Raw genomic sequence first — 25,022 nt, forward strand, 5'->3', positions numbered from 1 at the left:
GCAGGGGCCCGAACCAGGAGCGATCATGAAAGGCCACTTGCATCTGCCTCACCCGCACAACCAGCGCCTGCAACGTATCCAGGCGCCCACCTACGAACGCCTGCAGGCGCGTCTCGCCGAAGATCACAGCGAGCCCACCGAGAAACCGCTGAGCATCCACTGCGGCTGGGGCCGCCTGCTGATCGGGCAGACCTACCCGGACGCCGAGGAACTGGCCCGCGACCTGTTGCAGGAAGCCCCCGGCGAACGCGACATCGCGCTCTACGTGGCGGCGCCGCAGCAGGTCCTGGCCCACGCCCCGCAGCAGCTCTTCCTCGATCCCTCGGATACCCTGCGCCTGTGGTTCACCGACTACCGCCCGGCGCGTCGTCCGCCACGCGGTTTCCGCATCCGCCGGGTGCATACCGAGGAGGACTGGGCGGCGATCAACCGCCTGTACCTGGCGCGCGGCATGCTTCCGGTGCAGACCGAGCGCCTCAGCCCGCGCCACCAGGGCGGGCCGATCTACTGGCTGGCCGAGGACGCCGACACTGGCGTCGCGGTAGGCACGGTGATGGGCCTCAACCACGCCAAGGCGTTCCAGGACCCGGAGGGGGGCTCCAGCCTCTGGTGCCTGGCGGTGGACCCGCAATGCAGCCGGCCGGGCGTCGGCGAGGCGCTGGTGCGGCACCTGGTCGAGCACTTCATGAGCCGCGAACTGGCCTACCTCGACCTCTCGGTGCTGCACAACAACCAGCAGGCCAAGGCGCTCTACCGCAAGCTCGGCTTCCGCGAACTGGCGACCTTCACCATCAAGCGCAAGAACGGCATCAACCAGTCGCTGTTCCTCGGCCCCGGCCCGGAGGAAGACCTCAACCCCTACGCCCGGATCATCGTCGACGAAGCCCACCGGCGCGGCATCGAGGTGCGCGTCGACGACGCCGAGGGCGGCCTGTTCACCCTGACCCAGGGCGGCCGGCAGATCCGCTGCCGCGAATCGCTCTCCGACCTGACCACGGCGGTGAGCATGACCCTCTGCCAGGACAAGGTCCTCACCCACCGCGCCCTGCAGCACGCCGGCCTGCGCCAGCCGCAGCAGCGCCTGGCCGGCAGCGCGGAGGAAAACGCCGCGTTCCTCGCCGAGCACGGTTCGCTGGTGGTCAAGCCGGTGGACGGCGAGCAGGGCCAGGGCGTGGCGGTGGACCTGCGCACCGCGGACGAGGTCGAGGAGGCCATCGAGGCCGCCCGCCATTTCGATTCGCGCGTGCTGCTGGAGAGCTACCACGCCGGCCACGACCTGCGCGTGCTGGTGATCGGCTACGAGGTGGTGGCCGCCGCCATCCGTCGTCCCGCCGCGGTGATCGGTGACGGCCGGCACAGCATCCGCGAGCTGATCGAGGCGCAGAGCCGCCGGCGCCAGGCCGCCACCGGCGGGGAAAGCCGCATCCCGCTCGACCACGAGACCGAGCGCACCCTGCGGGCCGCCGGCTATGGCTACGACGACGTGCTGCCCAGCGGCGAACACCTGGCCGTGCGGCGCACCGCCAACCTGCACACCGGCGGCATCCTCGAGGACGTCACCGACGCCCTCCATCCGGCCCTCCGCGAGGCCGCGATCCAGGCCGCGCGGGCCCTGGAAATACCGGTGGTGGGCCTGGACTTCCTGGTCGAGGCCGCCGACCAGCCCGACTACGTGATCATCGAAGCCAACGAGCGCGCCGGCCTGGCCAACCACGAGCCGCAGCCGACCGCCGAACGCTTCGTCGATCTTCTCTTCCCCCTCAGCCGCGAGGTGCCTTCATGACCCCTCTGCCACAACCGGACCTCAACTACCTGCAACGGGTGCTGCTGGAGATGCTCGCCATCCCCAGCCCCACCGGCTTCACCGATACCATCGTGCGCTATGTCGCCGAGCAGCTCGACGAACTTGGCGTGCCCTTCGAGATGACTCGCCGGGGAACCATCCGGGCGACCCTCCAGGGCCGCCTGAATACCCCGGACCGGGCGGTTTCCGCGCACCTCGACACGATCGGCGCGCTGGTCCGCGAGATCAAGCCCAACGGCCGCCTCGGCCTGGCCCCGGTAGGCTGCTGGTCGAGCCGCTTCGCCGAGGGTAGCCGGGTCACGGTGTTCACCGAACAGGGCGTGTTCCGTGGCAGCGTGCTGCCGCTGCTGGCCTCAGGCCACGCCTTCAATACCGAGGTGGACAACCTGAAGATCAGTTGGGACAACATCGAGCTGCGTCTCGACGCCTATACCGCCAGCCGCGCCGACAGCGAGAGCCTGGGCATCTCGGTGGGTGACTACGTGGCCTTCGATCCGTTGCCGGAGTTCACCGAGAGCGGCCATATCAGCGCCCGCCACCTGGACGACAAGGCCGGGGTCGCGGCGCTGCTGGCGGCGCTGAAGGCGGTCAAGGAAAGCGGGCAGGAGCCGCCGATCGACTGCCACCCGCTGTTCACCATCACCGAGGAAGTCGGCTCCGGCGCCGCCGGCGCCCTGCCCTGGGACGTCAGCGAGTTCGTCGGCATCGACATCGCCCCGGTGGCCGAAGGCCAGAATTCCAACGAGCACAGCGTCAGCGTGGCCATGCAGGACTCCGGCGGGCCCTACGACTTCCATCTGTCGCGGCACCTGCTGCGGCTCGGCGAGCGCCACGACATCGCCCTGCGCCGCGACCTGTTCCGCTACTACCACAGCGACGCGCAGTCGGCGATCGCCGCCGGCCACGACACCCGCGCCGCGCTGCTGGCGTTCGGCTGCGACGCCACCCACGGCTACGAGCGCACGCACATCGACAGCCTCGCCGCGCTGAGCCGCCTGCTCACTGCCTACATCCTCAGCCCGCCGGTCTTCGCCAGCGACGCCAAGCCCCGGGAAACCTCGCTGGAACGTTTCAACAAGCAGCTCGAGCATCCGGTGCACATGGAAAGCTGCACCCACGTCCCGCCGGTGGACGAAGTGCTCGACAGCAGCAACAACAGCGACAAGGGCTGAGCCCGCGCCGGCCTCCCCGCCCCCGGGGAGGCCGCCCTCCTCTCCAGCCAACTGCTAGGCTGATGGCAGGTTCCCTCGCCTGTCTCATTTCCTCCGTAGCATCATGCGTGCCGACTCGTGTCCATGGAGTAGTTGCATGTCCCGACTCTGCCTGGTCCTGCTGTTGCTCTGCTGCGCGCTGCCGGCCCGGGCGCAGCCGCCCGCGCCGCTGGACGGAGAGGACCTGCGCCTGTCCCTGGGCGCATACGCCGAGTACTACCGCGACGCCGGCGGCAAGGCGCGCCTGGGCGACATCCTCGCCTTGCCGGCCCAGGCCTTCACCGCCCTGCGCGGCGACCACGCGAACTTCGGCAAGAACGCCGCGGCCTGGTGGTTCAGGGTGCGCCTGGACAACCGCAACGGCGCCGACCTGGCCGGTTTCCTGGAGGTCAACTACCCGCTGCTGGACGACCTCAAGGTCTACCTGCTAACCGCCGATGGGCGCATCGAACAGCAGGAGAGCGGCGACCTGTTCGCCTTCTCCCAGCGCCCGGTGCAGGTGCGCAACTTCTGGTTCCCGCTGCGACTGCCGCCCGGCGAGAGCACCCTGCTGCTGCGCGTGCAGAGCACCAGCACCGTCTACGTGCCGCTGTACTTCAGCACCTACGCGGCCAGCGCGGCCAGCCAGGAAACCCTGATGGGCTTCAACGGGGCCTTCTACGGGGTGCTGTTCGGGTTGTTCTGCTACAACCTGTTCCTCTTCGTCTCGCTGCGCGAGGCCACCTACGCCTGGTACCTGCTGTACAACCTCAGCCTCGGCCTGTTTTCCGCCAGCTTCGACGGCCTGCTGTTCAAGCTGCTGCCCGGACACGTGGCGCTGGAGTCGGCCGGCATCTACCTGCTGATGTACCTGAGCTGCCTGGTGTCGATCCAGTTCAGCCGCGGCTACCTCTACACCCGCCGCGACTTCCCGCGCCTCGACCGCTTCCTCCGCGGCCTGCTGCTGGCCTGCGTGGTCCTGTTGGCCAGCGAGCCGCTGGTGGGGCTGCGCGCCTGGAACGTCCTCGCCAGCCTGACGGTGATGCTGGTCTCCCTCAGCCTGCTGCTGGCCGGCGTCCACGTCTGGCGCCAGGGCCTGCGCTACGGCCTCTACTACATCCTGGCCTGGGGCGCGCTGCTGCTGTCGTTCCTGGTCACCACCGCCGCCTCGCTGGGCTTCGAACTGTTCGGCCTGTTCGGCAGCAGCGTGGTCAAGATCGGCATGACCGTGGAACTGGTGACCCTGTCCATCGGCCTCGCCGACCGCATCAATGCGCTCAAGGAGGAAGGCTTCCGCTCGCGCCAGGCGGCCGAGCAGGCGCGGGTGGAGAACGAGGCGAAGAGCCGCTTCCTGGCGAAGATGAGCCATGAGATTCGCACCCCGCTGAACGGCGTGCTGGGCATGCTGCAACTGCTCCGCGATACCCCGCTGGATCGCGGCCAGGCGGCCTACGTGGAGACCATCGCCAGCTCCGGCAGCGCGCTGATGTCGGTGATCAACGATATCCTCGACTACGCTCGCATCGAGTCCGGCAAGCTGCACCTGGAGCGCATCGACTTCGACCTGGAGGAACTGCTCTCCGACACCCTGGCGCTGTTCAGCGCCCAGGCCGTGGAAAAACGCCTGCGCCTGCATCTCGGCCTGGACAGGGGCGTGCCGCGCCGCCTCAACGGCGACCCGACGCGGTTGCGCCAGGTACTGATGAACCTGCTCAGCAATGCCCTCAAGTTCACCGCCGAAGGCCATGTCGCCGTGCGCGTGCAGCGGCGCTTCGACGAGGGCGGACGCGAGCGCCTGCTGTACAGCGTCAGCGACAGCGGCATCGGGATATCCGCCCAGGCGCAGAAGACCCTGTTCGAATCCTTCTCCCAGGCCGACTCCAGCACCACCCGCCGCTACGGCGGCAGCGGCCTGGGCCTGGCGATCAGCCGCGAACTGGTGCAGATGATGGGCGGGCGCATCGAGGTGAGCAGCGAGCCGGGCAAGGGCACCCGGTTCAGCGTCGACCTGCCGCTCAGCCCCGCCCTCGACGCCGGCGAAGCGGACGAACTGGCGCAACTGCTGCAACACCGTCCGGCCCTGCTGGCCAGCGAGGACAACCTGACCCTGGACTGCCTGCAGGCATTGCTGGAGCGTTGGGGGCTGCGGGTCGAACGCTGCCTGCAGCCGAGACGGCTGAACGCCTACCTGGAGGACTTCAGCGCACCGCCCCTGCTGGTCCTGGCGGCGCCCTGGCCGGGGCCGCCGTCGATCTGGCTGGACACCCTCTATGCGCAACTGGAGCAAGGCCAGCGCATCCTCCTGCTATGCCCGCCGCAGCACTGCCAGGACCTGCCGCCGCACGAAGGCCTGCGCCTGCTGGCCCTGGCCCAGCCGGTGGCGGTGAAGGCCCTGCGCGAAGCCCTGCTGGAACTGTACCGGGAGCGGCGCCGACAGCCAGGGCGGAGCAGCGAGGCGGCCCCGGACGAACGCCTGGACGCCCCATGCATCCTGGTCGCCGAGGACAACCCGGTGAACCAGCTGGTGGTGCGCGGCTTCCTCGCCAAGCGCGGCTACGCGGTGCGCCTGGCCGGCAACGGACGGCTCGCGCTGGACGAGTACCTGCGCGACCCGAACGGCATCCAGTTGATCCTGATGGATGGCGAGATGCCGGAAATGGACGGCTTCGAGGCGACCCGCCTGATCCGCCGGGAGGAGCGTGCCCAGGGCTGGCCGCGCGTCCCGATCGTCGCCCTGACCGCGCACATCCTCGACGAACACCGCCGGGCCGGAATCGAGGCCGGCATGGACGCCTACCTCGGCAAGCCGGTGGACCGGGCGGAACTCTATGCCACCCTCGAACGCCTGCTCGGCCAGCCTTCGCGACAGGCATGACAGTACGCGATGCGTCGCGCTAGCATTCGCCGCCATACCGGAGTACCGCCATGCTGATCCCCCACGACCTGCTCGAAGCCGACACCCTGAACAACCTGCTGGAAGACTTCGTCACCCGCGAAGGCACCGACAATGGCGACGAGACCCCGCTGGACGTGCGTGTAGAACGCGCCCGGCATGCCTTGCGGCGGGGCGAGGCGGTGATCCTGTTCGACCCGGAGAGCCAGCAGTGCCAGTTGATGTTGCGCAGCGAGGTGCCTGCGGAGCTGTTGCGCGACTGAGTCGCGGCATCGACCCGCCTGGCGGGGCGGGTTCGCCGCCCTGCACACCCCGGAAACGCCGGACAGCGCCCCTGCTCCGCAGGGCGAATAACCGCTCGCGGTTATCCGCCGCTCATCCGCCCGCCCCCTCACTCCTTCGCCCCACCCTCCTCCGTTTCCAACGCCGCCCTGGCGATGTTCCGGCTATGCGCGCCGAAATGCCCGATCAGTTCGATCAGTTGCGCGTTCAGCGCCGCATTGTCGTGGGCCTCGGGGCGTGGCTGGTTGCTCTCGCTGAAGTCCTGCGCGGCGGAGGCCGGGCGGGCGGCCAGCCATTCGCCGATGGCGGCGTCGAAGGCCGCGGCGTGAGCGTTCGACTCGGCGGCCACCACCTCGCGCAAGTAGGTCGGCGAATAGGCCGGATAGGCACCATCGCGGCGGGTGTCGGCGTAGGCGTCGAGCATCGGCTGCGGGCGGCCGTCGCGGAGCAGTTGGCGCAGCCAGTCGAACTGGTATTTCTCCACCGCGGTATGGCGGTTCGCGACACGCTCGATGGCCGCCTGTTTTTCCTCCGGGTAGCCGAGCAATGCCTTGCCCTCCATCTGTAGCATCGCCGCCAGGCTGGCACCGGGCAGCGGCGTGGAGTGGTAGGGCTGGGTGATGTCCTGGATGTAGTGCATGCCCCAGCCAAGGAACCGGTAGCCCCAGTAGGGATGACCGCTGGCGAAGGCGAAGCGGGACAGGCCGAAGTACTGGTAGGCGCGCCATTCCGGCCAGGCCCGGGCGAGGAACGGCGCGCCGCTGTAGATCACCGCCGCCTCGTGGTAGAAGCCCATGTGGAACGGCGCCTGGGAGCTGAACTCGAAGCGCGGGTCGCCGAATGGCTGGGTGCCGAAGCCGTAGCGCTGGCCGGCCTCGCCGGGGTTGTCGCTGAACAGGTTGATGTCGTGGCCGTAGTCCGGTTCGTCGGCGGCGGTGGCCAGCACTGCCAGGGGCGCGACTCGCTCGCCGGGCTCCAGGCGGATGAAACGCCAGGCGGTCCACGGCGAGAGGTTCTGGAACACCAGCACCTCCTGTGGCTTGAGGTGCGAGCGCTGCGGCTGGTCCTGCCCGGGAAGCGGCTGGATCGCCAGCGCCAGGCGGATCTCCGGGTTGACCCGCAGCGCCGCGAGGAACGCCTGGCGCAAGTCGCCGGCCTCGCCCTCGGCGGCGAAGCGCAGGGCGTCCGGACGCGCCGGGTAGTTGCCGATATGCGCTCGGGCGTAGGCTTCCTGCTCGTCCAGCAGTGCGGCCAGTCCGCCGCGCTCGGCGGCGAGGAACGCCTCCAGCGGCTCCACCTCGACTTCCGGCGCCTCGCGGATGGCCGCCAGCTCGCGTAATGCCAGGTAGCTGCCCACCGTATGGTTGGACCAGGCCCACAGGCTCGGCGAGACGACCCACGCCCCCAGCAGCAGGCAACGCAACAGCAACTTCATCGGCTTTTCGCTCTTGTCTCGACTCTGTGCCGGCAAGCCTACCAATGCGGGACACCCAGGGCACTGTCCTGCCTGGACATCGGAACTCTCCGATAGCGCCATCGGACCAATGTCTATCCACGCCGGGCCGGCCCCATGACCGCCATCAATGGCGCCCAGGCGCCAGGCGGCTAGACTTTCCCGACATCAGGCACGCTGATACAAGGCACCCATCTGATGCTCCAGTCCGTTTCGCCCAAGCACGACCTGCCCCTCAAACCCGAAGGCCAAGCGGCCAAGCCAGAACGCACCGGCACCTGGGCGCCGTTCTCGATCCAGGCCTTCCGCATCATCTGGATCTGCAACCTGTTCGCCAACCTCGGCACCTGGGCCCAGTCGGTGGCCGCCGCCTGGGTGGTCACCGACGCCCACGCCAGCCCGCTGATGGTGGCGATGATCCAGGTCGCCGCGGCGCTGCCGCTGGTGCTGCTGTCGATCCTCTCCGGGGTCATCGCCGACAACCACGACCGGCGCAAGATCATGCTCTGGGGACTCAGCTTCGAGATGACCGGGGCGATGTTCGCCACCCTGCTGGCCTTCCTCGGCTACCTCGACCCGGTGCTGCTGATCATCTCCATCCTCTGGATCTCCCTCGGCGGCTCGGTGACCATCCCGGCCTGGCAGGCGGCGGTCAACGAGCAGGTGCCGGCGCGCATGGTCAGCGACGCGGTGCTGCTCAACAGCGTCAACTACAACGTCGCCCGCGCCGCCGGCCCGGCCCTCGGCGGCCTGCTGCTGAGCGCGGTGGGACCGGCCTGGGTGTTCCTGTTCAACAGCTTCTGCTACATGGCCCTGATCTGGGCGATCTGGCAGTGGCGGCGCGACGTGCCCAAGCGCAGCCTGCCGCCGGAAGGCATCCTCGAAGGCGTCACCGCGGCGCTGCGCTTCACCCAGTACTCCACCGTCACCCGCCTGGTGATGATGCGCTCCTTCGCCTTCGGCCTCTCCGCCAGCGCGGTCTGGGCCCTGCTGCCGCTGCTGGCGCACCGCAACCCGGACGGCGACGCGGCGATCTACGGCTACATGCTCGGCGCCCTCGGCCTCGGCGCGATCCTCGGCAGCACCCAGGTCTCGCGCCTGCGCCAGCGGATCGGCAGCAGCCGGCTGATCAGCCTGGCCGGCTTCACCCTGGCGCTGATCCTGCTGACCCTCGGCCTGGTAGACAACCTCTGGGTCCTGTTCCCGGTGCTGATCCTCGGCGGCGGCTGCTGGATCGGCGCCCTCGCCACCTACAACTCGGCGGTGCAGATCCTCGTCCCCGACTGGATCAAGGCGCGCGCCCTGGCGCTGTACCAGACCGCGCTGTACGGTGGCCTGGCGCTGGGTTCGTTCCTCTGGGGCCATCTCGCCGAGACCATGACCGTGCACGGTGCGCTGCTGGCCGCCGGCTGCCTGCTGCTGGCCTCGGTGATCCTCCTGTACAACTCGCGCCTGCCGGAAATGGACGCCGCCAGTATTTCCCGCGCGCCGGCGAGCATGCCCGGGCAGCCGAGCTTCGTCTTCAACACGCGGCGGGGCATGGTGCTGGTCTCCATCGAATACCGGATTCCCGCCGAGCGCACCCGCGACTTCGTTCGCGCCGCCCAGCCGCTGCGCCGCCTGCGCCTGCGCAACGGCGCGGAGCGCTGGTCGCTGTTCCGCGACGTGAGCAACCCGGAGGTCTGGCAGGAACTGTTCCTGGTGGACAACTGGATCCAGCACCTGCGCATGCTCGACCGCATGACCCTGGCCGACAAGATCGTCATCGACAACGTCACCGCCCTGCATGCCGGCGACGGTCCGCCGCAGATCCGCCATTGCGTGAGCTACGAGGCCAGCAGCTACGATACGCCGCTGGTGAAGAGCGCCACGCCGCCGGCCAACGACGAGGCGGGCGCGACGGCGGGGAGTTGAGAACGGGGCCTGGCAGTCCCTCGGGGCGGACAGCGCCAGCGGCGTTATCCGCCATCCAACGCCGGCGCGGCGGATAACCGCAAACGGTTATCCGCCCTCCGAAGCGGTCAGTAGCGCGCGATCACTCCGCCGTCGGCTTCTTGCGCTTGAGCGGCGCCATGCCGTCGGCGCTGACCACCGCCGACGGCCCGGCCTTCGGCCGCGCGGCGGGCTTGCGCTTGGCCGCGGGCTTGGCGGCGGCGCCCTTCCTGTCCTGCTTTTTCTTCTTGCTGCCGGCGGCCTTGCCCGACGCCTTGAGTTTCTTCGGCCCCTGGTAGGCGGCCTTCAGTTCCTTGATGTTGCGTCGTTCGAAGTTCTGCTTGAGGTAGCGTTCGACGCTCGACATCAGGTTCCAGTCGCCATGGCAGATCAGCGAGATCGCCAGGCCCTCGGCGCCGGCGCGACCGGTGCGGCCGATGCGGTGCACGTACTCGTCGCCGCTGCGCGGCATGTCGAAGTTGATCACCAGGTCCAGGCCTTCGACGTCCAGGCCGCGTGCGGCGACGTCGGTGGCGACGAGGATCTTCACCGCGCCCTGCTTCAGGCGCTCGATGGCCAGCTTGCGGTCCTTCTGGTCCTTCTCGCCATGCAGGACGAAGACCTTGTGCTGGTTGGCGATCAGCCGCCCGGTCAGGCGATCGGCGGAGACCCGGGTGTTGGTGAAGACGATGGCCTTGGTGTAGGTCTCGTTGCTCAGCAGCCATTGCAGCAACTGTTCCTTGTGCGCCACGTCGTCGGCGGTGATGACCTGCTGGCGGACGTTCTCGTTCAGCTCGCCGACCTGGTTCAGGCGCAGCACTTGCGGCTCGCGCAGCACCTCGGCGATCACCTTGTTCAACCCGGCGCCGCTGTGGGTGGCGGAGAACAGCAGGGTCTGGCGCTCGGCCGGGCAGGCATTGGCCAGGGCCAGCACGTCGTCGGCGAAGCCCATGTCGAGCATGCGGTCGGCCTCGTCCAGCACCAGCACCTCGATGTCCTGCAACGGCAGGTTGCCGGCGTTGCGCTGCTCGAGCAGGCGGCCGGGGGTGCCGATGATGATCTCCGGGTTCTTGCGCAGGCGCGCGCCCTGCACCTTGAAGTCCTCGCCGCCAGTGATCAGGCAGGCCTTGATGAAGGTGAACTGGGCGAAGCGCTCGACTTCCTTGAGGGTCTGCTGGGCCAGCTCGCGGGTCGGCAGGAGGATCAGCGCGCGCGCCAGGGAGCGCGGCTTGTCCTCGGCCAGCAGGCGGTGCAGCAGCGGCAGCAGGAAGGCCGCGGTCTTGCCGCTGCCGGTCTGTGCCGTGACCCGCAGGTCGTGCCCCTCCAGCGCCTTGGGAATGGCCGCGGCCTGGACCGGCGTCGGCTCGCTGAAGGACAGGCTTTCCAGTGCCTTCAGCAGGCGTTCGTGGAGGGGAAATTGGCTGAACAAGGGAGACCTCGGCATTGCACGTGAAAATGGACAGGTGCATAGCCTAACGGTTGCCGCGCCGGCGCGCAGGCTTTATTCGCGCGGCGCGACGGCCAGCGCCGGCGTCGCAATCGGCTCGACGCCGGGTCGCCGCCAGGCAAGCGCGGCGCGGGCGGCGATCGCAGACTCGTTCGACGCCCGCCGCCCAGAGGAACCAGGTCATGCCCGACGCGCCCGCATCCGCCGCCGAACGCCTCGAACGGCTGCCGCTGAGTCCGTATCACCGACTGATCTTCGTGATCATCGCGCTGGCGTTCTTCTTCGACTCGATGGACCTGGCGATGATGACCTTCCTGCTCGGCTCGATCAAAGCCGAGTTCGGGCTCGACTCGGCGCAGGCCGGGCTGCTGGCCAGCTCGAGCTTCTTCGGCATGGTGATCGGCGCGGCCCTGTCGGGCATGCTCGCCGACCGCTTCGGACGCAAGCCGGTATTCCAGGCCAGCATCGTGCTCTGGGGCCTGGCCAGCTACCTGTGCTCCACCGCCGGCGACCTCGGCAGCCTGACCTTCTACCGGGTATTGCTGGGGATCGGCATGGGGATGGAGTTTCCCATCGCCCAGTCGCTGCTGTCGGAGATGATCCCGGCCAGCCGCCGCGGCAAGTACATTGCGCTGATGGACGGCTTCTGGCCGCTGGGCTTCGTCGCCGCCGGCTGCCTGTCCTACTTCCTCCTGCCGCTGACCGGCTGGCGCAGCATTTTCCTGGTGCTGGCGCTGCCGGCGGTGTTCGTCCTCACCATCCGCTTCCTGATTCCCGAGTCGCCGCGCTGGCTGGAGCAGGCCGGCCGGCGCGAACAGGCGGACCGGGTATTGCGCGACATAGAAGCACGGGTGATGCGTTCGCTGGGCCTGACCGAGCTGCCGCCGCCGCTGCGCCAGCCGCAGCGGGAACGCAGCCGTCCGGGCTTCTTCAGCGCCTTCGCCGAACTCTGGTCGCCAGCCTACCGGCGCCGCACCCTGACCGTCTGGGGCCTGTGGTTCTTCGCCCTGCTCGGTTTCTACGGCCTGACCTCCTGGCTCAGCGCGCTGCTCCAGCAATCCGGCTTCGCCGTCACCCAGTCGGTGTACTACACGGTGCTGATCTCGCTGGCCGGGATACCCGGCTTCCTCTGCGCGGCCTGGCTGGTGGAAAGCTGGGGCCGCAAGCCGAGCTGCGTGCTGATGCTCCTCGGCGGCGGCGCGATGGCCTACGCCTACGGCCAGACCGCGGTGTTCGGCGGCAGCCTGGCGCTGCTGATCGGCTTCGGCCTGGCCATGCAGTTCTTCCTGTTCGGCATGTGGGCGGTGCTCTACACCTATACGCCGGAACTCTATCCGACCTCCGCGCGCGCCACCGGCTCGGGCTTCGCCTCGGCGGTCGGGCGAATCGGCTCGCTGCTCGGCCCGCTGGTCACCGGGCTGGTCCTGCCGCTCACCGGCCAGGGCGGGGTGTTCACCCTCGGCGCCCTCTGTTTCGGCGTCGCCGCCCTGGTGGTCTGGGCCTTCGGCATCGAGACCCGCGGGCGCACCCTGGAGGAGCTTGCCGGCTGAGCCCGCGCGTCGGCGGAAAACCTTTGTAGACACGTCGGGGATGCGATCCGGCGCCCGATGGGGCACTCTTGGTTCCTTTGTGCGTTCCCGGCCCCCGCGTCGGGATCTCCGTTCAACCGCGGGGCCGGCCCGTCCCCCCCGCCCGCAACAAAGGAAGTCGCCTGTCCATGGACTCCACATCCCTTCTCGACCAGCTCTCCGGGTACTGGTCGGCGCTCGACCAACACCCTATCCTGCACGCCGGCCTGGCCTTCGGCCTGCTGCTGGTGGGCGCCCTGATTCTCGGCCGGGTGGCCCGCTACATCGTCCTCTACGCCGCCAACCTGCTCGCCCGCCAGCCCGCGCTGCACTGGCTCGGCGACCTGATCCGCAACAAGGTGTTCCAGCGCCTGGCACAGACCACGCCCTCGCTGCTGGTGCAATTCGGCCTGCCATGGATCCCGGAGATGCCGGACAAGGCCGCGCACTTCCTCGGCAACCTGGCACTGGCCTTCACCGTGCTGTTCCTGATCCTCGCCCTCACCGCGCTGCTGAATGCCCTGCTGGACATCTACGCGCGTACCGAGCATGCCCGCACCCGTTCGATCAAGGGCTACGTGCAACTGGCGAAGATCGCCGTGTTCGTGTTCGGCGCGATCATCATCGTCTCGATCATCATCGACCGCTCGCCGCTCCTGCTGCTGTCCGGCCTCGGCGCGATGTCGGCGGTCCTCCTGCTGGTCTACAAGGACACCCTGATGTCCTTCGTCGCCAGCGTGCAGCTCACCAGCAACGACATGCTGCGGGTCGGCGACTGGATCGAGATGCCGCAGGTCGGCGCCGACGGCGACGTGGTGGACATCACCCTGTACACCGTGAAGGTGCAGAACTTCGACAAGACCATCGTCTCGGTGCCGACCTGGCGCCTGATGTCGGAGTCGTTCAAGAACTGGCGCGGCATGCAGCAGTCCGGCGGACGGCGGATCAAGCGGGCAATCTACGTCGACTCCAGCCAGGTGCGTTTCCTCGACGAGAAGGAAGAGCGGCGCCTGAGCCAGGTGCGCCTGCTCACCGAATACATGGCCCGCAAGCAGACCGAGTTGCAGGAGTGGAATGCCGCCAACGGCGGGGTCGCCCCGCTGGCCGCCAACCGCCGCCGGCTGACCAACATCGGTACGTTCCGCGCCTACGCCCTCGCCTACCTGCAGAACCACCCGGACATCCATCCGCACATGACCTGCATGGTCCGCCAGTTGCAGCCGACCGCCCAGGGCATCCCGCTGGAGATATACTGCTTCACCCGCACCACCGCCTGGGTCGACTACGAGCGCATCCAGGGCGACGTGTTCGACTACCTGCTGGCGGTGATGCCGGAGTTCGGCCTCGGCGCCTACCAGCAGCCCAGCGGGCAGGACCTGCGCCAGGGGCTGCAAGGCATGCTCGAAGGGCGTGACGCCGGGGCCCGCTCGTTCGAGGCGCTGGCCGCGCCGAGCCGCAGCGACGAAGCCACCGCCTGAACCGAGGAAAACCGTCCATGAAACCGCACCTGACCTACTACGTCGCCGCCAGCCTGGACGGTTTCATCGCCCGCCCCGACGGCAGCGTCGACTGGCTCGACCGTTTCGCCGAGGGCGGCAACGACCACGGCTACAAGAGCTTCTACCAGGGCATCGACGGCCTGCTGATGGGCCGCGGCACCTACGATATCGTGCGCGGCTTCGGCGACTGGCCGTATCCGGGCAAACCCTGCCAGGTACTCACCCGCAACCCGCAGGAAAGCGCAGCGGAAGGCGTCGAGTTGCGCCACGTCACACCCCAGGAAGGCCTCGCGCGCCTCGGCGAACAGGGCTGCCGGCGGATCTGGCTGGCCGGCGGCGGCAGCCTGGCCGGTAGTTGCCTGGCGGCCGGGCTGCTCGACGAGGTGATCGTCAGCGTCATTCCGCAACTGCTCGGCGCCGGCATCCCGCTGTTCGCCGGCGGCCGCGAGCGGCGCCTGCAACTGCTGGAACAACATGGCTACAACAGCGGCATCGTACAGATGCGCTACCAGGTGATCGCCGAGGACGACCCGCAATGACCGACAACCTGCTGAGCATTTCCGCCGCCTGCCTGTTCGACGATCAGGGCAACCTGCTGCTGGTGCGCAAGCGCGGCACCCAGGCCTTCATGCTCCCGGGCGGCAAGCGCGAGCCGGGCGAAACGCCCCTCGCCGCGCTACAGCGCGAACTGCTGGAGGAACTGCGCCTGCCGATGGGCGCCTCGACCTTCGAGCACCTCGGCAGCTTCCAGGCGCCGGCGGCCAACGAGGCGAACACCCGCGTCGATGCCGATATCTACGTCGCCCGCCTGCCCCACGCCGTCTGTGCGCAGGCGGAGCTGGAGGAACTGGCCTGGCTGGTCCCCGGCCAAGCGCAGCCGGACAATCTCGCGCCGCTGCTGCGCGATCATGTCCTGCCGGCCCTGGCGCGGCGCGCGGCGGAAAACCCGGAAACCCAGGCCGAACACCGGACGCGCCCCGATCATGTGCGCTGAGCGCTAGCGCTCCCGTCAACGAAAAAGGCCACCTCAGGGTGGCCTTTTCGCGTTCTCGCACCGATCGCGCGGAATATCGGCGGTTAACGCCTCTCCCTTGTGCGCAGCCTGCGGCTAAGCCTCAGAACGAAGTCCGGCGGTAGGCACGGTAGCGCGGGAACCAGAAGTTCGCCTCGATGGCGTCGTTCAATACCTCGTCGCTGGTATGCAGGGCCTTGCCCTCGGCCTGGGCCTGCTTGGCCACGGCGACGGCGATGCGCTTGCTGACCTCGCGGATGTCACCCAGCGCCGGCAACACGGCGCCCTCGCCCTGGGTAACGATCGGCGAGCAGTTGGCCAGGGCGTTGGCCGCGGCCATCAGCATGCCTTCGGTGACCCGGTTGGCCCGCGCGGCGATCACCCCCAGGCCGATGCCGGGGAAGATATAGGCGTTGTTGCACTGGGCGATGGGAATCCGCTTGTCGCCCACCTGCACCGGTTGGAACGGGCTACCGGTGGCGACCAGCGCCTGGCCGTCGGTCCAGTTGAGGATTTCCTGCGGAGTCGCCTCGACCCGCGAGGTCGGGTTGGACAGCGGCATCACCAGCGGCTGCTTGCAATGGCTGTGCAGCTCGCGGATGACCTCTTCGGAAAACAGCCCGCGCTGCCCGGAGACGCCGATCAGCACCGTCGGCCGGGCATTGCGGATCACTTCCAGCAACGCCAGGTCGTCGCCCTGCTGGCCGCCCCAGGCACCGAGATCGGCGCGCTTCTGCGCCAGGCGGTGCTGGAAGTCGAGCAGGTTGCTCATGTCGTCGGTGAGCAGGCCCCAGCGGTCGACCATGAAGATGCGCCGACGCGCCTGGGCCTCGTCCAGGCCCTCCAGTTGCATGGCGGCGATGATCTGCTCGGCGATGCCGCAACCGGCGGAGCCGGCGCCGACGAAGGTCACGGTCTGCTCGCTGAGCTTCTCGCCCTTGGCCTTGCAAGCCGCCAGCAGGGTGCCCACGGCCACCGCGGCGGTGCCCTGGATGTCGTCGTTGAAGCAGCACAGCTCGTCCTTGTAGCGCTCCAGCAACGGCATGGCATTGGTCTGGGCGAAGTCCTCGAATTGCAGCAGGACGTTGGGCCAGCGGCGCTTGATCGCCTGGATGAACAGGTCGACGAACTCCTCGTACTGCGCCCCGCTCACCCGCTCGTGGCGCCAGCCCATGTACATCGGGTCGTTGAGCAGGTCCGGGTTGTTGGTGCCGACGTCCAGCACCACCGGCAGGGTGTAGGCCGGGCTGATACCGCCGCAGGCGGTGTACAGGGACAGCTTGCCGATCGGGATGCCCATCCCGCCGATGCCCTGGTCGCCGAGGCCGAGGATCCGCTCGCTGTCGGTGACCACCACGATCTTCACGTTGTTCTTGGTGGCGCTGCGCAGGATGTCGTCGATCCGCTCGCGGTCCGGGTAGGAGATGAACAGGCCGCGGTGGGTCCGGTAGATCTTCGAGAACTCCTGGCAGGCCTGGCCGACCGTGGGGGTGTAGATGATCGGCATCATTTCTTCCAGGTGCTCCTCGAGCAGGCGGAAGAACAGGGTCTCGTTGTTGTCCTGGATCGAGCGCAGGAAAATGTGGCGGTCCAGATCGGTGTTGCACAGGTTGTACTGGCTGTAGGCGCGCTCGGTCTGCTCCTCGATGGTCTCGATGTTGTGCGGCAGCAGGCCCTGCAGGTTGAAATCGATGCGTTCCTGGGTACTGAACGCGCTGCCTTTGTTCAGCAGCGGCATCTCCAGCAGCGAAGGGCCGGCATGGGGAACGTACAAGGGACGCTTGGCTGTTTCGGTCATATCTGGACTCGCTTCTACGGGCTTCACTCGGGTACGGGGACCACGAACATACCCCCGGCGCAGAGGCTTTCCAAGGCCACGGCGAACAACAGGTCATTGCCGGACCCGCAAGTATCGCCACTTGCACGGCGAAACCGGCGCGTCACATCCGGAACCGACCATTCGACGAATGGTCAGAAGGCTGGCGTCAAAATAGGTCACAATAGCCGCCGCTTTCGTAGGGGAATACGCTGGGAACGCCGATGAGTCCCCGATTTTCCTTCGTGAAGCTCGTTATCGCCGGGACAACCTGAATGCATCCAGGCCCGGAAGCAGTTGGCCGTTTCGTTTGACGGCCTGGTCGGAAGAGTCAGGAGGGCTCGTTCCGGTCACCCAGAAGACACTCCGATGAACAGAGAGTAACCACGAACCAGCGGAAGCCTGGACCGTTATTCACGCACGCGAAGACATGCCGAAATGCGTTCACCCTTTTTGACATGCCTGTCTGTAGGCTTCGCGGCCCTTCTGGCCGCCCTCTCGACGCCCAGCCTGGCTTCCAACCAGGTCACCCACACCTTCAAGCCGTCGAAGAATTCCACCCTGTCGCCCAGCCGGGTCGTCAGCACCCGCCAGTCCGCCAACCGCTCGGTGGTCGCGGCCGCCGCTTCCGAAGTCACCGACCGCGCCTTCAGCATGATCGGCACCCCCTACCGCTGGGGCGGCACCACGCCGAAGAAAGGCTTCGATTGCAGCGGCCTGGTCAACTATGTGTTCCAGGATGTCGACGACGTCGACCTGCCGCGGACCGCCCGCGCCATCTACAACATGGACAACAACAAGGTCTCCCGCGGCAAGCTGCAACCGGGCGACCTGGTGTTCTTCCGGATCCGCAGCCGCAGCGTCGACCACGTCGGCATCTACGTCGGCAACGACCGCTTCGTGCACGCGCCGCGGCGCGGCAAGAAGGTCCGCGTCTCCGACCTCAACAGCAGCTACTGGAAACGCCACTACCTGGCCGGCAAGCGCATCCTGCCGACCACCCTCGCCCAGGTCGAAAGCACCCGCAAGCGCTGATTCCGGCGCCTGCGGCTCGCTCAGATGCCCCGTCGCGCCTGTTTCCTCAGCAGGCGCGCGCTGTCCCAGCCGGTCAACAGCACCGCCAGCCAGATCGGCGCGTAGGTCCATAGCTGCTCGGGACGGAACGCTTCGCCGAGGAACAGTACCGCCACCAGGAACAGCAGCACCGGTTCGACGTAGCTGAGAATCCCGAACAGCCCCATCGGCAGCAGTCGGCTGGAAGCCATCATCGCGCCGAAGGCCAGCGCGCTGATCAGCCCCAGCATCGGCAGCAACAGCCACAGGCGTGGCGCCTCGCGGAAGGCCTGGCTCTCGTCGCCCAGCCAGTACAGCGCGGCCAGCGCCAGCGGCAGCAGGAAGAGCATCTCGAAGACGAACCCGGACAGCGCGTCCACGCCCATCCTGCGCCGCAGCATGAAGTACGGGGGATAGCCCAGCGCGGTGACCAGGGAGACCCAGGAGAACGCGCGGGTCAGCCAGAATTCGTGGAGCACCCCGGCCAGCGCGCAGGCCACGGCGATAGCCTGCAGCGGCGTCAGGCGCTCGCCGTAGAACACCCGCCCCACCAGCACCATCGCCAGCGGCAGGAGGAAGTAGCCCAGCGACAGTTCAAGGGTCTTCCCGGCCAACGGCGCCCAGATGAAGATGCCCCATTGCAGCAACATCATCGCCGCGGTCAGCGGGAAGCAGGCCAGCAGCCAGGGCTCGGCGAACAGCCGGCGCCAGGCGGCGCGCAGGGTCGGCCACTGGCGGGTGGCGACGACCAGCAGGAATACCATCGGGATCGACCAGACCACCCGATGCGCCACCACCTGCAGGCTGTCCAGCGGCTCCAGCAGGTGGACGTAGCCCGGCAGGGTAACGAACAGCACCGAGGCGGCCAGCGACAGCAGCACGCCCTGTCCGGAAATCCTCATGCACGCACCTCGCGCCGGCCGAGCCGGTTGACCCACAGCGAAGCGACGATCACCGCGCCGCCCAGGGCCAGGCGCGGCAGGTCGGCGTGCTGGTTCCAGATCAGCAGGTTGAGCAGCAACCCGACCGGCACGTGCAGGTTGTTCATCACCGCCAGGGTACCGGCGTCCACCTCGGTGGCGCCCTTGTTCCACCAGAACTGGCCGAGGGCGGTGGCCAGCAGCCCCATCCATACCAGTACGCCCCATTGCAGCTCGCCGGTCGGCAGGCGCTGCGGATCGCCGAACAGCAGCCAGGCAGGCAACGCCACCAGCAGCGCGCCAACGAAGAAATAACCGAAGCGCTGGCGCTGCGGCAGCTCGGACGGGTACTTGCGCACCAGGCGCTTGTACAGCACCTGGCCGGCGGCGAAGGTGGCGTTGGCCAGTTGCAGCAGCAGGAAGCCCTGGAGGAACTCGCCGGTGATCCCGTCGTAGCGGATGATCGCCGCGCCCAGCACCGCCACCAGCGCGGCGGCCAGGGCCCAGAAGTTGAAGCGGCGGTTGAGCAGGTCGTCGAACAGGGCCACGTGGACCGGCGTCAGCACGGTGAACAGCAGCACCTCGGGCACCGTCAGCACGTTGAAGCTCAGGTACAGGCAGACGTAGGTGATGCCGAACTGCAGCGCGCCGACCAGCATCACCCCGCCGACGAAACGCGGTTCGACGCCGCGCCAGCGGGTCAGCGGGAGAAACACCAGGCCAGCGAGAAGGACCCGGGTAAGCACGGCGAAGTAGCTGTCGACCTGGCCGGCGAGGTACTCGCCGATCAGGTTGAAGGAGAACGCCCAGAGGACGGTGACGAACAGTAGATAACGCATGGACCAGGCACCAGGATGGGGCGCCGACCATAACGTTTTTGCCGCCGCCAAGGAAGGCCGCGCGGGCCCGCGGCCACCCTCGCCGTGTACTACTTGCCGTGCGCGGTGGGCCAGCGGTATTCGAGCCAGTGCTCCATGCGCTGGCGCAACAAGCCGCTCTGCTCAGCGATGTGCAGCCACTGGTCGACGTAGCGCTTGAAGGCCTCGTCGCGCGGCAGCAGGTAGGCCTTCTCGGCGAAGTCGAAGGGTTGCTGCGGATGCACGGCGCAGAGTTCCGGGTGCAACCGTGACTGCAGGCGGGCCTCGATGGCGTCGGTCATCATCAGGTCGGCCTTGCCGTCGACGATCTGCTGGAAGATCGTCACGTTGTCCGGATGCACCAGGATCCGGGCCTTCTTCAGGTTCGCCCGGGCGAACTTCTCGTTGGTGCCGCCGGGGTTGACGATGGCCGTCACGCCCGGCTGGTCGATCTGCTCCAGGGTCTGGAAACGCGCTTCTTCGCTACAGAGGGTGATCGGCGTCTTGCCGTCGCGCAGGTAGGGAATCGAGAAATACGCCTGGCGCTGGCGCTCCAGGTTGATCGAGATGCCGCTCATGGCGATGTCGAAGCGGTCGTCGGCGAAATCGCGCATCAGGTTCGGCCAACTGGTCGGCACCACTACCAGCTTGGCCCCCAGGCTCTCGGCCAGGCGCTGCGCCATGTCCACATCGAAGCCAGCATAGCCGCCCTCTTCCGTGCGGTAGCTGAAGGGCTTGTAGTCGCCCGTGGTGGCGACGCGCAGCACGCCGCTTTCGAGGATGCGGTCGAGGCGGCTCTCCTGCGCCTGGAGGCTGGCGCTGGCCAGCAGCGCAAGGCAGGCCAGGGCCTGGACGAGATGGCGGAATGACTTCGGCATGGCGACTCCTCGGGATGGCGGACCGCAGAGAGACTACGCAAGTCGGCAGCCGCGGCCAAATCCCGGAATGCAGGGGAACGCCCGATGACGCCGGGGCGCGGGCCGAGCATGCGGCAGGAGAAGCGGAAAAAAGTGCGCGAAACGGCTGACGACCTCACACCGCCATCGACAGCGGTACGCCCTGCAGCCATTCCGGGTGGTAGCGCAGCAGCATCTCCAGGCCGCGCTCCTGGTAGGCCGGGAAGCTGATCGCGACCAGCGTCTCGCCCTTGACCTTCTGCGGCGGGCCGAGGCGCTGGAGGATCACACCGTTGCGAACGAAATAGCGCTCCATGGCCGTGGTGGTCACCGCCACCACCGAACTGGCGCCCAGGTACCAGGCGCATTGCAGGCTGGACCAGAATATCTTCATCGCCAGTTGCGGATCGTCCGCCGCGCTGGCGGCGTAGCGCGAAAGCTCCCATACCGACGGATCGCTGGGCGGGGTTTCGCTGCACAGGTAGGCGAAGACTTCCTTGAGCAGGTAGGCGTCGGTCGTCGGCAACAGGCGGGCGCAACCGCAGATGCCCTGGCGGCTCATGGCGACGATGTAGCGGGTTTGCGGATGGTCGAACTGGTCGAATTCCTGGTCGCGGACCCTGGAGGTGGAGACCACGTCCCAGCCCAGCTTCTCGATGAAGACTTGATGCCGGTAGCGTCCCAGCTCGGCGATCATGGCGGCGGAAAGCCCTTCCAGCGATTCAGAGAGCAATTCGATCATGACCAAGTCCCCGTGTCGTGCCGGCCGAGAAAAAAAAGGCGGCATCCCTACCCTGATACTCCTGGGCCCTCTCAGTCGGAGGACATACCAGCACACACATGAGGGGGAAGACTAAAGGAGGATGAACGGCAGGCAACCTGCCAGATCTGGTAGGGCGCGCCGGCCGGCGCGCCCTGCGCTTCAGATGAGGCCCAGCGCCGCGGCGTAGGCAGCAGCCAGCGTCTTGTTCGGCGCGTCGAACTTCTTCTGGATGTTCTTGTGGTGGAAGTTCACCGTGCTCTCGGAGATGCTCAGGATGATGGCGATTTCCCCGGAACTCTTGCCGTCGGCGGTCCATTGCAGGATCTCGCGTTCGCGATGGCTCAGGCAGACCGGGTTGGACATCAGCATCGGATGCTCCAGATCGGTCAGCTTCTGGGTCAGCAACTCGATCATGCAACGCAGCCGCAGGCGGATTTCCTCGCGCTCGAAGCTGGAGATGTTCTGCTGGTCGCGCGCCACGGAAAGCACGCTGAGCAAATTGTTCGGCGCGCGGATCGGCAGGGTCGCGCCGACACAGAGGCCCCAATCGCGAGCCTCGTTCCAGAGCATCCGGCTCTGGTCGAACAGGCTGTCGCTCCAGACCACCATTTCCGAGGAGCGCAGGCCGTTGAGGATCGCCGGATCCACGGCCCCGTAGTTCTGCATCTGGTATCGCTCCAGCCAGGCCTTGGGATAGGTGCCATGGACCTCGGTCTTCGGCCGGGTGAAGGGAATCGTGTGGCGCACGCCATAGGCGTAGTAATCGAAGCCCAGGCGCCGCACTTCCTTTTCCAGGACGGCGAACACGCCCTGGCTGTCGTGGATCGGCTGCATCTCGCTACGCAAACCGTCCCACCACAGCAAAAAGCCTCCGTCATTCCTCATTGCAGTAAGCCCTGATCGATAAAATGCATCACAGCAGAATTGGCCCGGGGTATGACGCTGTCAAGCGCGCAGCCTTGCCGATACGGCAAAATCATGGCAACCCTATCTGTTATGCCAGCACCGTTCAGGACGCAGCCTTCAGCCATCGAGCATCCCCCTCCCTATGACAACGTTCGACCACCTGGGCCGCTTTACCGCAAGCGATACTGTGCGGTTGTGACAATTCCATGAAACGCCGACAGGCCGCCGCCATGGCCGGGTCCTCGAGCAAGCGCCACAGCGCCCCGCGCAACTCCTGCTCGCGCAACGGCACGCCCAGGCGCATCCCGCAGCCGAGCCGGACCAGCCGTTCGGCATTGTCGAACTGGTCGTGGGCACAGGGCAGCAGCACCTGCGGCACCCCCGCCGCCAAGGCCAGGCTCATGGCGCCGATACCGCCCGGATGGACCAGCCCGGCGCACGATGGCAGCAAGGCTCCCAGTGGCGCGTAGGCGCGCTGCAGCACGTGGTTCGGCAAGCCGCGCAGCGGTTCCTGGCCGGCGCCGGTGAGGAAGATCCCACGCGCGCCGAGGCGTTCCAGCGCGCGCAGGGCCATGGCGTAGAAGTCGCCCTGCAGGTGTTCGGTCGAGCCCTGGGTGAACACCAGCGGCCGGCTGCCCTGATCGAGAAAGCGTTGCAGTTCGTCGTCGAGCGGGGTTCCCGGGATACTGCCGTCGAACAGCGGGAAGCCGGTCATGTGCAGGGGTTGCGGCCAATCCTGCTGGGGCGGCGCGAACCAGGCCGGGAACAGGCAGACCACGCCCTGCGGCGAATGCATCCATTGGGTGAAGATGCGTTTCACCGGCGTTTCCAGGCCGACCTTGCGGCGCACCGCGTTGATCTCCGGCGCGCAGGTGCGATCCAGCTTGAAGCGCTCGATGCAGCGCCAGAGCAGCTTGCGCATCGCCAGCGGCATCTGCTCGGGCACGTTGAACTTGGGGTGTACCGGCGGCAGGTGCGCCGACAACAGGGTCGATGGCGAGACCTGCGCGGACAGGTAGGGAATCCCGTACTTCTCGTGAGCGATGCGTGCGCCCAGCGCCCATAGCGAGCCGACCACCACGATGTCGTCATGGCGCTGCGCCGAGACGTACTCGTAGACCGGCTCGATCATCCCGGCGATGGCTTGCCAGAGCACGCCGAAGGACGTCTTGGGGTCCCACAGGCGCGGATCGCCCATGGTCCGGCGGTAGGTCAGTTCGTCGCTCAGCGGGACGAACGCGATGCCGTGCTGCTCCACCGCGTCGCGAAACACCGGGATGGTGCAGAGGCTCACGCGGTGCCCGCGCAGTTTCAGGGTCCGGGCCAGGCCGATGAAGGGAAATACGTCGCCGGCCGAGCCGATGGCGATGAGGATGGCGTGCATGGGGCTACTCCGTGCGTTATGCAACCGCAAAGCCCGGCCAGGCCGGGTCTTCGCAGGTCAAGGGTTCAGGCGTAGCCGATGGCCATCTCGTGGAATCCCGCCGCGCGTTCCGCCCGCTGCGGCTCCGGTTGCTTCAGCAGGTGCTCGAGCAGGGCGCGGTGCACGCGTACCGCGGCCAGCTTGGACTCCAGGTCGAGGAAATGCCCGGTGCCCTCCACCCGCGAGAAACTGCAGTGCGGCAGGTAGTCGCGGAACTGGCGGGCGTCCTCGGCGGTGGTGTATTCGTCCCAGCTGCCGTTGATGAAATGCACGTGGCTCTGGATCCGCTCCAGGCAAGCCAGGTAGCCCCGATCGTTGAGCGCCAGCACCTGGTCGATGTGAAAGCGCGCCTGCTCGTATTCGCCGGTGGCCAGCGAAGCCATGTGCTGATGGTTGCTGGCTTTCAGGCGCGGCGGCAGGTATTTGCCGACGGTCTCGTTGAGCAGATGGCCGATCGCCGACTTGTCGTCCAGCTCGATCAGCGCCTGCGCCCGCCCGACGTAGTCGAGCATCGCCTGGTTCAGTCCAGGGGCGAATGCCATCACCACCGAGCTGCGGATACCGCGCGGATTGCGCGACAGCGCCAGCAGCGTGGAGATACCGCCCCAGGACGCGGAGACCAGGTGATTGACCTCGAAGCGCTCGATCAGCGCCAGGAGGATTTCCACCTCGTCGTCCTTGGTGATCAACCCGCGCTGCGGGTTGTGCTGCCGCGACTGCCCGGCGAAGGGCAGGTCGAACAGCACCACGTTGAAATGTTCGGCCAGGCACTTGCAGGTCCGGGCGAACGAGGCGGTGGTCGCCATCGCGCCGTTGACCAGCATCACCGTGCTGCGCCCGGGATCCTGCCCAACGCGCTCGACATGTACCCGCAGGCCCTTGCAAACCGATACCAACAGACTTTCGCGCCGCATTTCACACCTCCCAAAAATTTTCGAACAGGCAAACAGCTATCGCTGCCACGGGTATCCCGGCATTACGTAGAGTTCGTTCTTATTGTTCGAACGGCAGACAAGTAACTCAGCGGCCATCCGCGCGGACCAGCCACGGCGGATGCGTACCCCTTCAAGCGAGGGGCTTGTGTGGGTCTTGCAGATCGGCCTGCGCAAACGATTGGCGTCCGTGTTCACGCGTAGCCGATGAACACTTTTTAGCCAATTCGAAAGCTAACGGTAACTGCCAGATTTCACAGGACGGGCGGTCGCCTGCGCATAAGCCCCTGCCCGCCCGCGATAAGGCGTGCCAGAGCGGCCGGCGGGGGACAGCGAGGGGTTGGCGGAAAAGGCATGAAAAAACCGGGCGCCAGGC

At 67.5% G+C, this 25,022-nt stretch carries 20 protein-coding genes; 10 read left to right on the top strand and 10 right to left on the bottom strand.

Features of this window, described 5'->3' with window-relative positions; translation table 11 throughout:
- The first annotated feature begins 25 nt into the window (after window positions 1-25).
- From ngg to AC4OR5_RS02545, 4 genes are all read left to right on the top strand, one after another.
- On the top strand, window positions 26-1,783 hold the full coding sequence (gene ngg, locus AC4OR5_RS02530; protein ID WP_003091949.1) for an N-acetylglutaminylglutamine synthetase: 1,758 nt from the start codon (window positions 26-28) through the stop codon (window positions 1,781-1,783).
- Window positions 1,780-2,976, top strand: a complete 1,197-nt coding sequence (locus tag AC4OR5_RS02535; protein WP_003111432.1) for an osmoprotectant NAGGN system M42 family peptidase — start codon at window positions 1,780-1,782, stop codon at window positions 2,974-2,976. Before ngg ends, AC4OR5_RS02535 begins: the two co-directional genes overlap by 4 nt.
- A gap of 136 nt (window positions 2,977-3,112) precedes the next feature.
- Window positions 3,113-5,869 (top strand): hybrid sensor histidine kinase/response regulator, encoded by a 2,757-nt coding sequence (locus AC4OR5_RS02540; protein ID WP_058160538.1) that lies wholly within the window; start codon window positions 3,113-3,115, stop codon window positions 5,867-5,869.
- A 50-nt stretch (window positions 5,870-5,919) separates the two neighbouring features.
- Complete coding sequence (locus tag AC4OR5_RS02545; protein ID WP_003091959.1) at window positions 5,920-6,150, top strand: YheU family protein; 231 nt, start codon at window positions 5,920-5,922, stop codon at window positions 6,148-6,150.
- 128 nt (window positions 6,151-6,278) lie between these two features.
- On the opposite strand, the gene AC4OR5_RS02550 is transcribed toward AC4OR5_RS02545, so the two are convergent.
- Complete coding sequence (locus AC4OR5_RS02550; protein WP_058160540.1) at window positions 6,279-7,604, bottom strand: phospholipase C/P1 nuclease family protein; 1,326 nt, start codon at window positions 7,602-7,604, stop codon at window positions 6,279-6,281.
- Between the two features lie 216 nt (window positions 7,605-7,820).
- On the opposite strand from AC4OR5_RS02550, the gene AC4OR5_RS02555 reads away from it, so the two are divergent.
- Entirely contained in the window at window positions 7,821-9,536 is a 1,716-nt protein-coding gene (locus tag AC4OR5_RS02555; RefSeq protein WP_003103747.1) for an MFS transporter, read from the top strand.
- A 121-nt stretch (window positions 9,537-9,657) separates the two neighbouring features.
- Here AC4OR5_RS02555 and AC4OR5_RS02560 read toward each other — a convergent pair whose 3' ends face one another.
- Window positions 9,658-10,998 carry a DEAD/DEAH box helicase gene (locus AC4OR5_RS02560; protein ID WP_003122185.1) on the bottom strand — a complete coding sequence of 447 codons (1,341 nt, stop codon included), beginning with the start codon at window positions 10,996-10,998 and terminating at the stop codon, window positions 9,658-9,660.
- A gap of 185 nt (window positions 10,999-11,183) precedes the next feature.
- Between AC4OR5_RS02560 and AC4OR5_RS02565 the strand changes: the two genes are divergently transcribed.
- From AC4OR5_RS02565 to AC4OR5_RS02580, 4 genes are all read left to right on the top strand, one after another.
- A complete protein-coding gene (locus AC4OR5_RS02565) occupies window positions 11,184-12,551 on the top strand; it encodes an MFS transporter (protein WP_058160542.1) in 1,368 nt (455 codons plus the stop codon).
- Window positions 12,552-12,718: 167 nt separating this feature from the next.
- Window positions 12,719-14,047 (top strand): mechanosensitive ion channel family protein, encoded by a 1,329-nt coding sequence (locus AC4OR5_RS02570; protein WP_003091979.1) that lies wholly within the window; start codon window positions 12,719-12,721, stop codon window positions 14,045-14,047.
- 17 nt (window positions 14,048-14,064) lie between these two features.
- The gene (locus tag AC4OR5_RS02575; protein ID WP_003111057.1) at window positions 14,065-14,607 is read left to right on the top strand and encodes a dihydrofolate reductase family protein; all 543 of its coding nucleotides are present in this window, start codon (window positions 14,065-14,067) and stop codon (window positions 14,605-14,607) included.
- Window positions 14,604-15,062: an NUDIX hydrolase gene (locus AC4OR5_RS02580; RefSeq protein ID WP_003113894.1), complete on the top strand. Its 459-nt coding sequence runs from the start codon at window positions 14,604-14,606 to the stop codon at window positions 15,060-15,062. The genes AC4OR5_RS02575 and AC4OR5_RS02580 overlap by 4 nt, the downstream gene beginning before the upstream one ends.
- Window positions 15,063-15,183: 121 nt before the next feature.
- Here the strand turns inward: AC4OR5_RS02580 and AC4OR5_RS02585 are convergent, their stop codons facing one another.
- Complete coding sequence (locus tag AC4OR5_RS02585; RefSeq protein WP_003103761.1) at window positions 15,184-16,878, bottom strand: NAD-dependent malic enzyme; 1,695 nt, start codon at window positions 16,876-16,878, stop codon at window positions 15,184-15,186.
- 456 nt (window positions 16,879-17,334) lie between these two features.
- Between AC4OR5_RS02585 and AC4OR5_RS02590 the strand changes: the two genes are divergently transcribed.
- Entirely contained in the window at window positions 17,335-17,931 is a 597-nt protein-coding gene (locus AC4OR5_RS02590) for a C40 family peptidase (RefSeq protein ID WP_003103763.1), read from the top strand.
- Window positions 17,932-17,951: 20 nt separating this feature from the next.
- Here the strand turns inward: AC4OR5_RS02590 and rarD are convergent, their stop codons facing one another.
- From rarD to rhlA, 7 genes are all read right to left on the bottom strand, one after another.
- Complete coding sequence (gene rarD, locus AC4OR5_RS02595; RefSeq protein ID WP_003091995.1) at window positions 17,952-18,851, bottom strand: EamA family transporter RarD; 900 nt, start codon at window positions 18,849-18,851, stop codon at window positions 17,952-17,954.
- Complete coding sequence (locus AC4OR5_RS02600) at window positions 18,848-19,708, bottom strand: carboxylate/amino acid/amine transporter (RefSeq protein ID WP_058160548.1); 861 nt, start codon at window positions 19,706-19,708, stop codon at window positions 18,848-18,850. The genes rarD and AC4OR5_RS02600 overlap by 4 nt, the downstream gene beginning before the upstream one ends.
- A gap of 89 nt (window positions 19,709-19,797) precedes the next feature.
- A complete protein-coding gene (gene pheC, locus AC4OR5_RS02605; RefSeq protein ID WP_003092003.1) occupies window positions 19,798-20,604 on the bottom strand; it encodes a cyclohexadienyl dehydratase in 807 nt (268 codons plus the stop codon).
- Between the two features lie 154 nt (window positions 20,605-20,758).
- On the bottom strand, window positions 20,759-21,364 hold the full coding sequence (rhlI, locus tag AC4OR5_RS02610; RefSeq protein WP_017149259.1) for an acyl-homoserine-lactone synthase RhlI: 606 nt from the start codon (window positions 21,362-21,364) through the stop codon (window positions 20,759-20,761).
- 180 nt (window positions 21,365-21,544) lie between these two features.
- The gene (gene rhlR / locus AC4OR5_RS02615) at window positions 21,545-22,270 is read right to left on the bottom strand and encodes a quorum sensing system transcriptional regulator RhlR (RefSeq protein WP_003119559.1); all 726 of its coding nucleotides are present in this window, start codon (window positions 22,268-22,270) and stop codon (window positions 21,545-21,547) included.
- A gap of 124 nt (window positions 22,271-22,394) precedes the next feature.
- The gene (locus tag AC4OR5_RS02620) at window positions 22,395-23,675 is read right to left on the bottom strand and encodes a glycosyltransferase (RefSeq protein WP_003092007.1); all 1,281 of its coding nucleotides are present in this window, start codon (window positions 23,673-23,675) and stop codon (window positions 22,395-22,397) included.
- A gap of 65 nt (window positions 23,676-23,740) precedes the next feature.
- On the bottom strand, window positions 23,741-24,628 hold the full coding sequence (rhlA, locus tag AC4OR5_RS02625; RefSeq protein ID WP_003092013.1) for a 3-(3-hydroxydecanoyloxy)decanoate synthase: 888 nt from the start codon (window positions 24,626-24,628) through the stop codon (window positions 23,741-23,743).
- Window positions 24,629-25,022: the final 394 nt, after the last annotated feature.

The organism is Pseudomonas sp. YA1 (genome assembly GCF_058680555.1).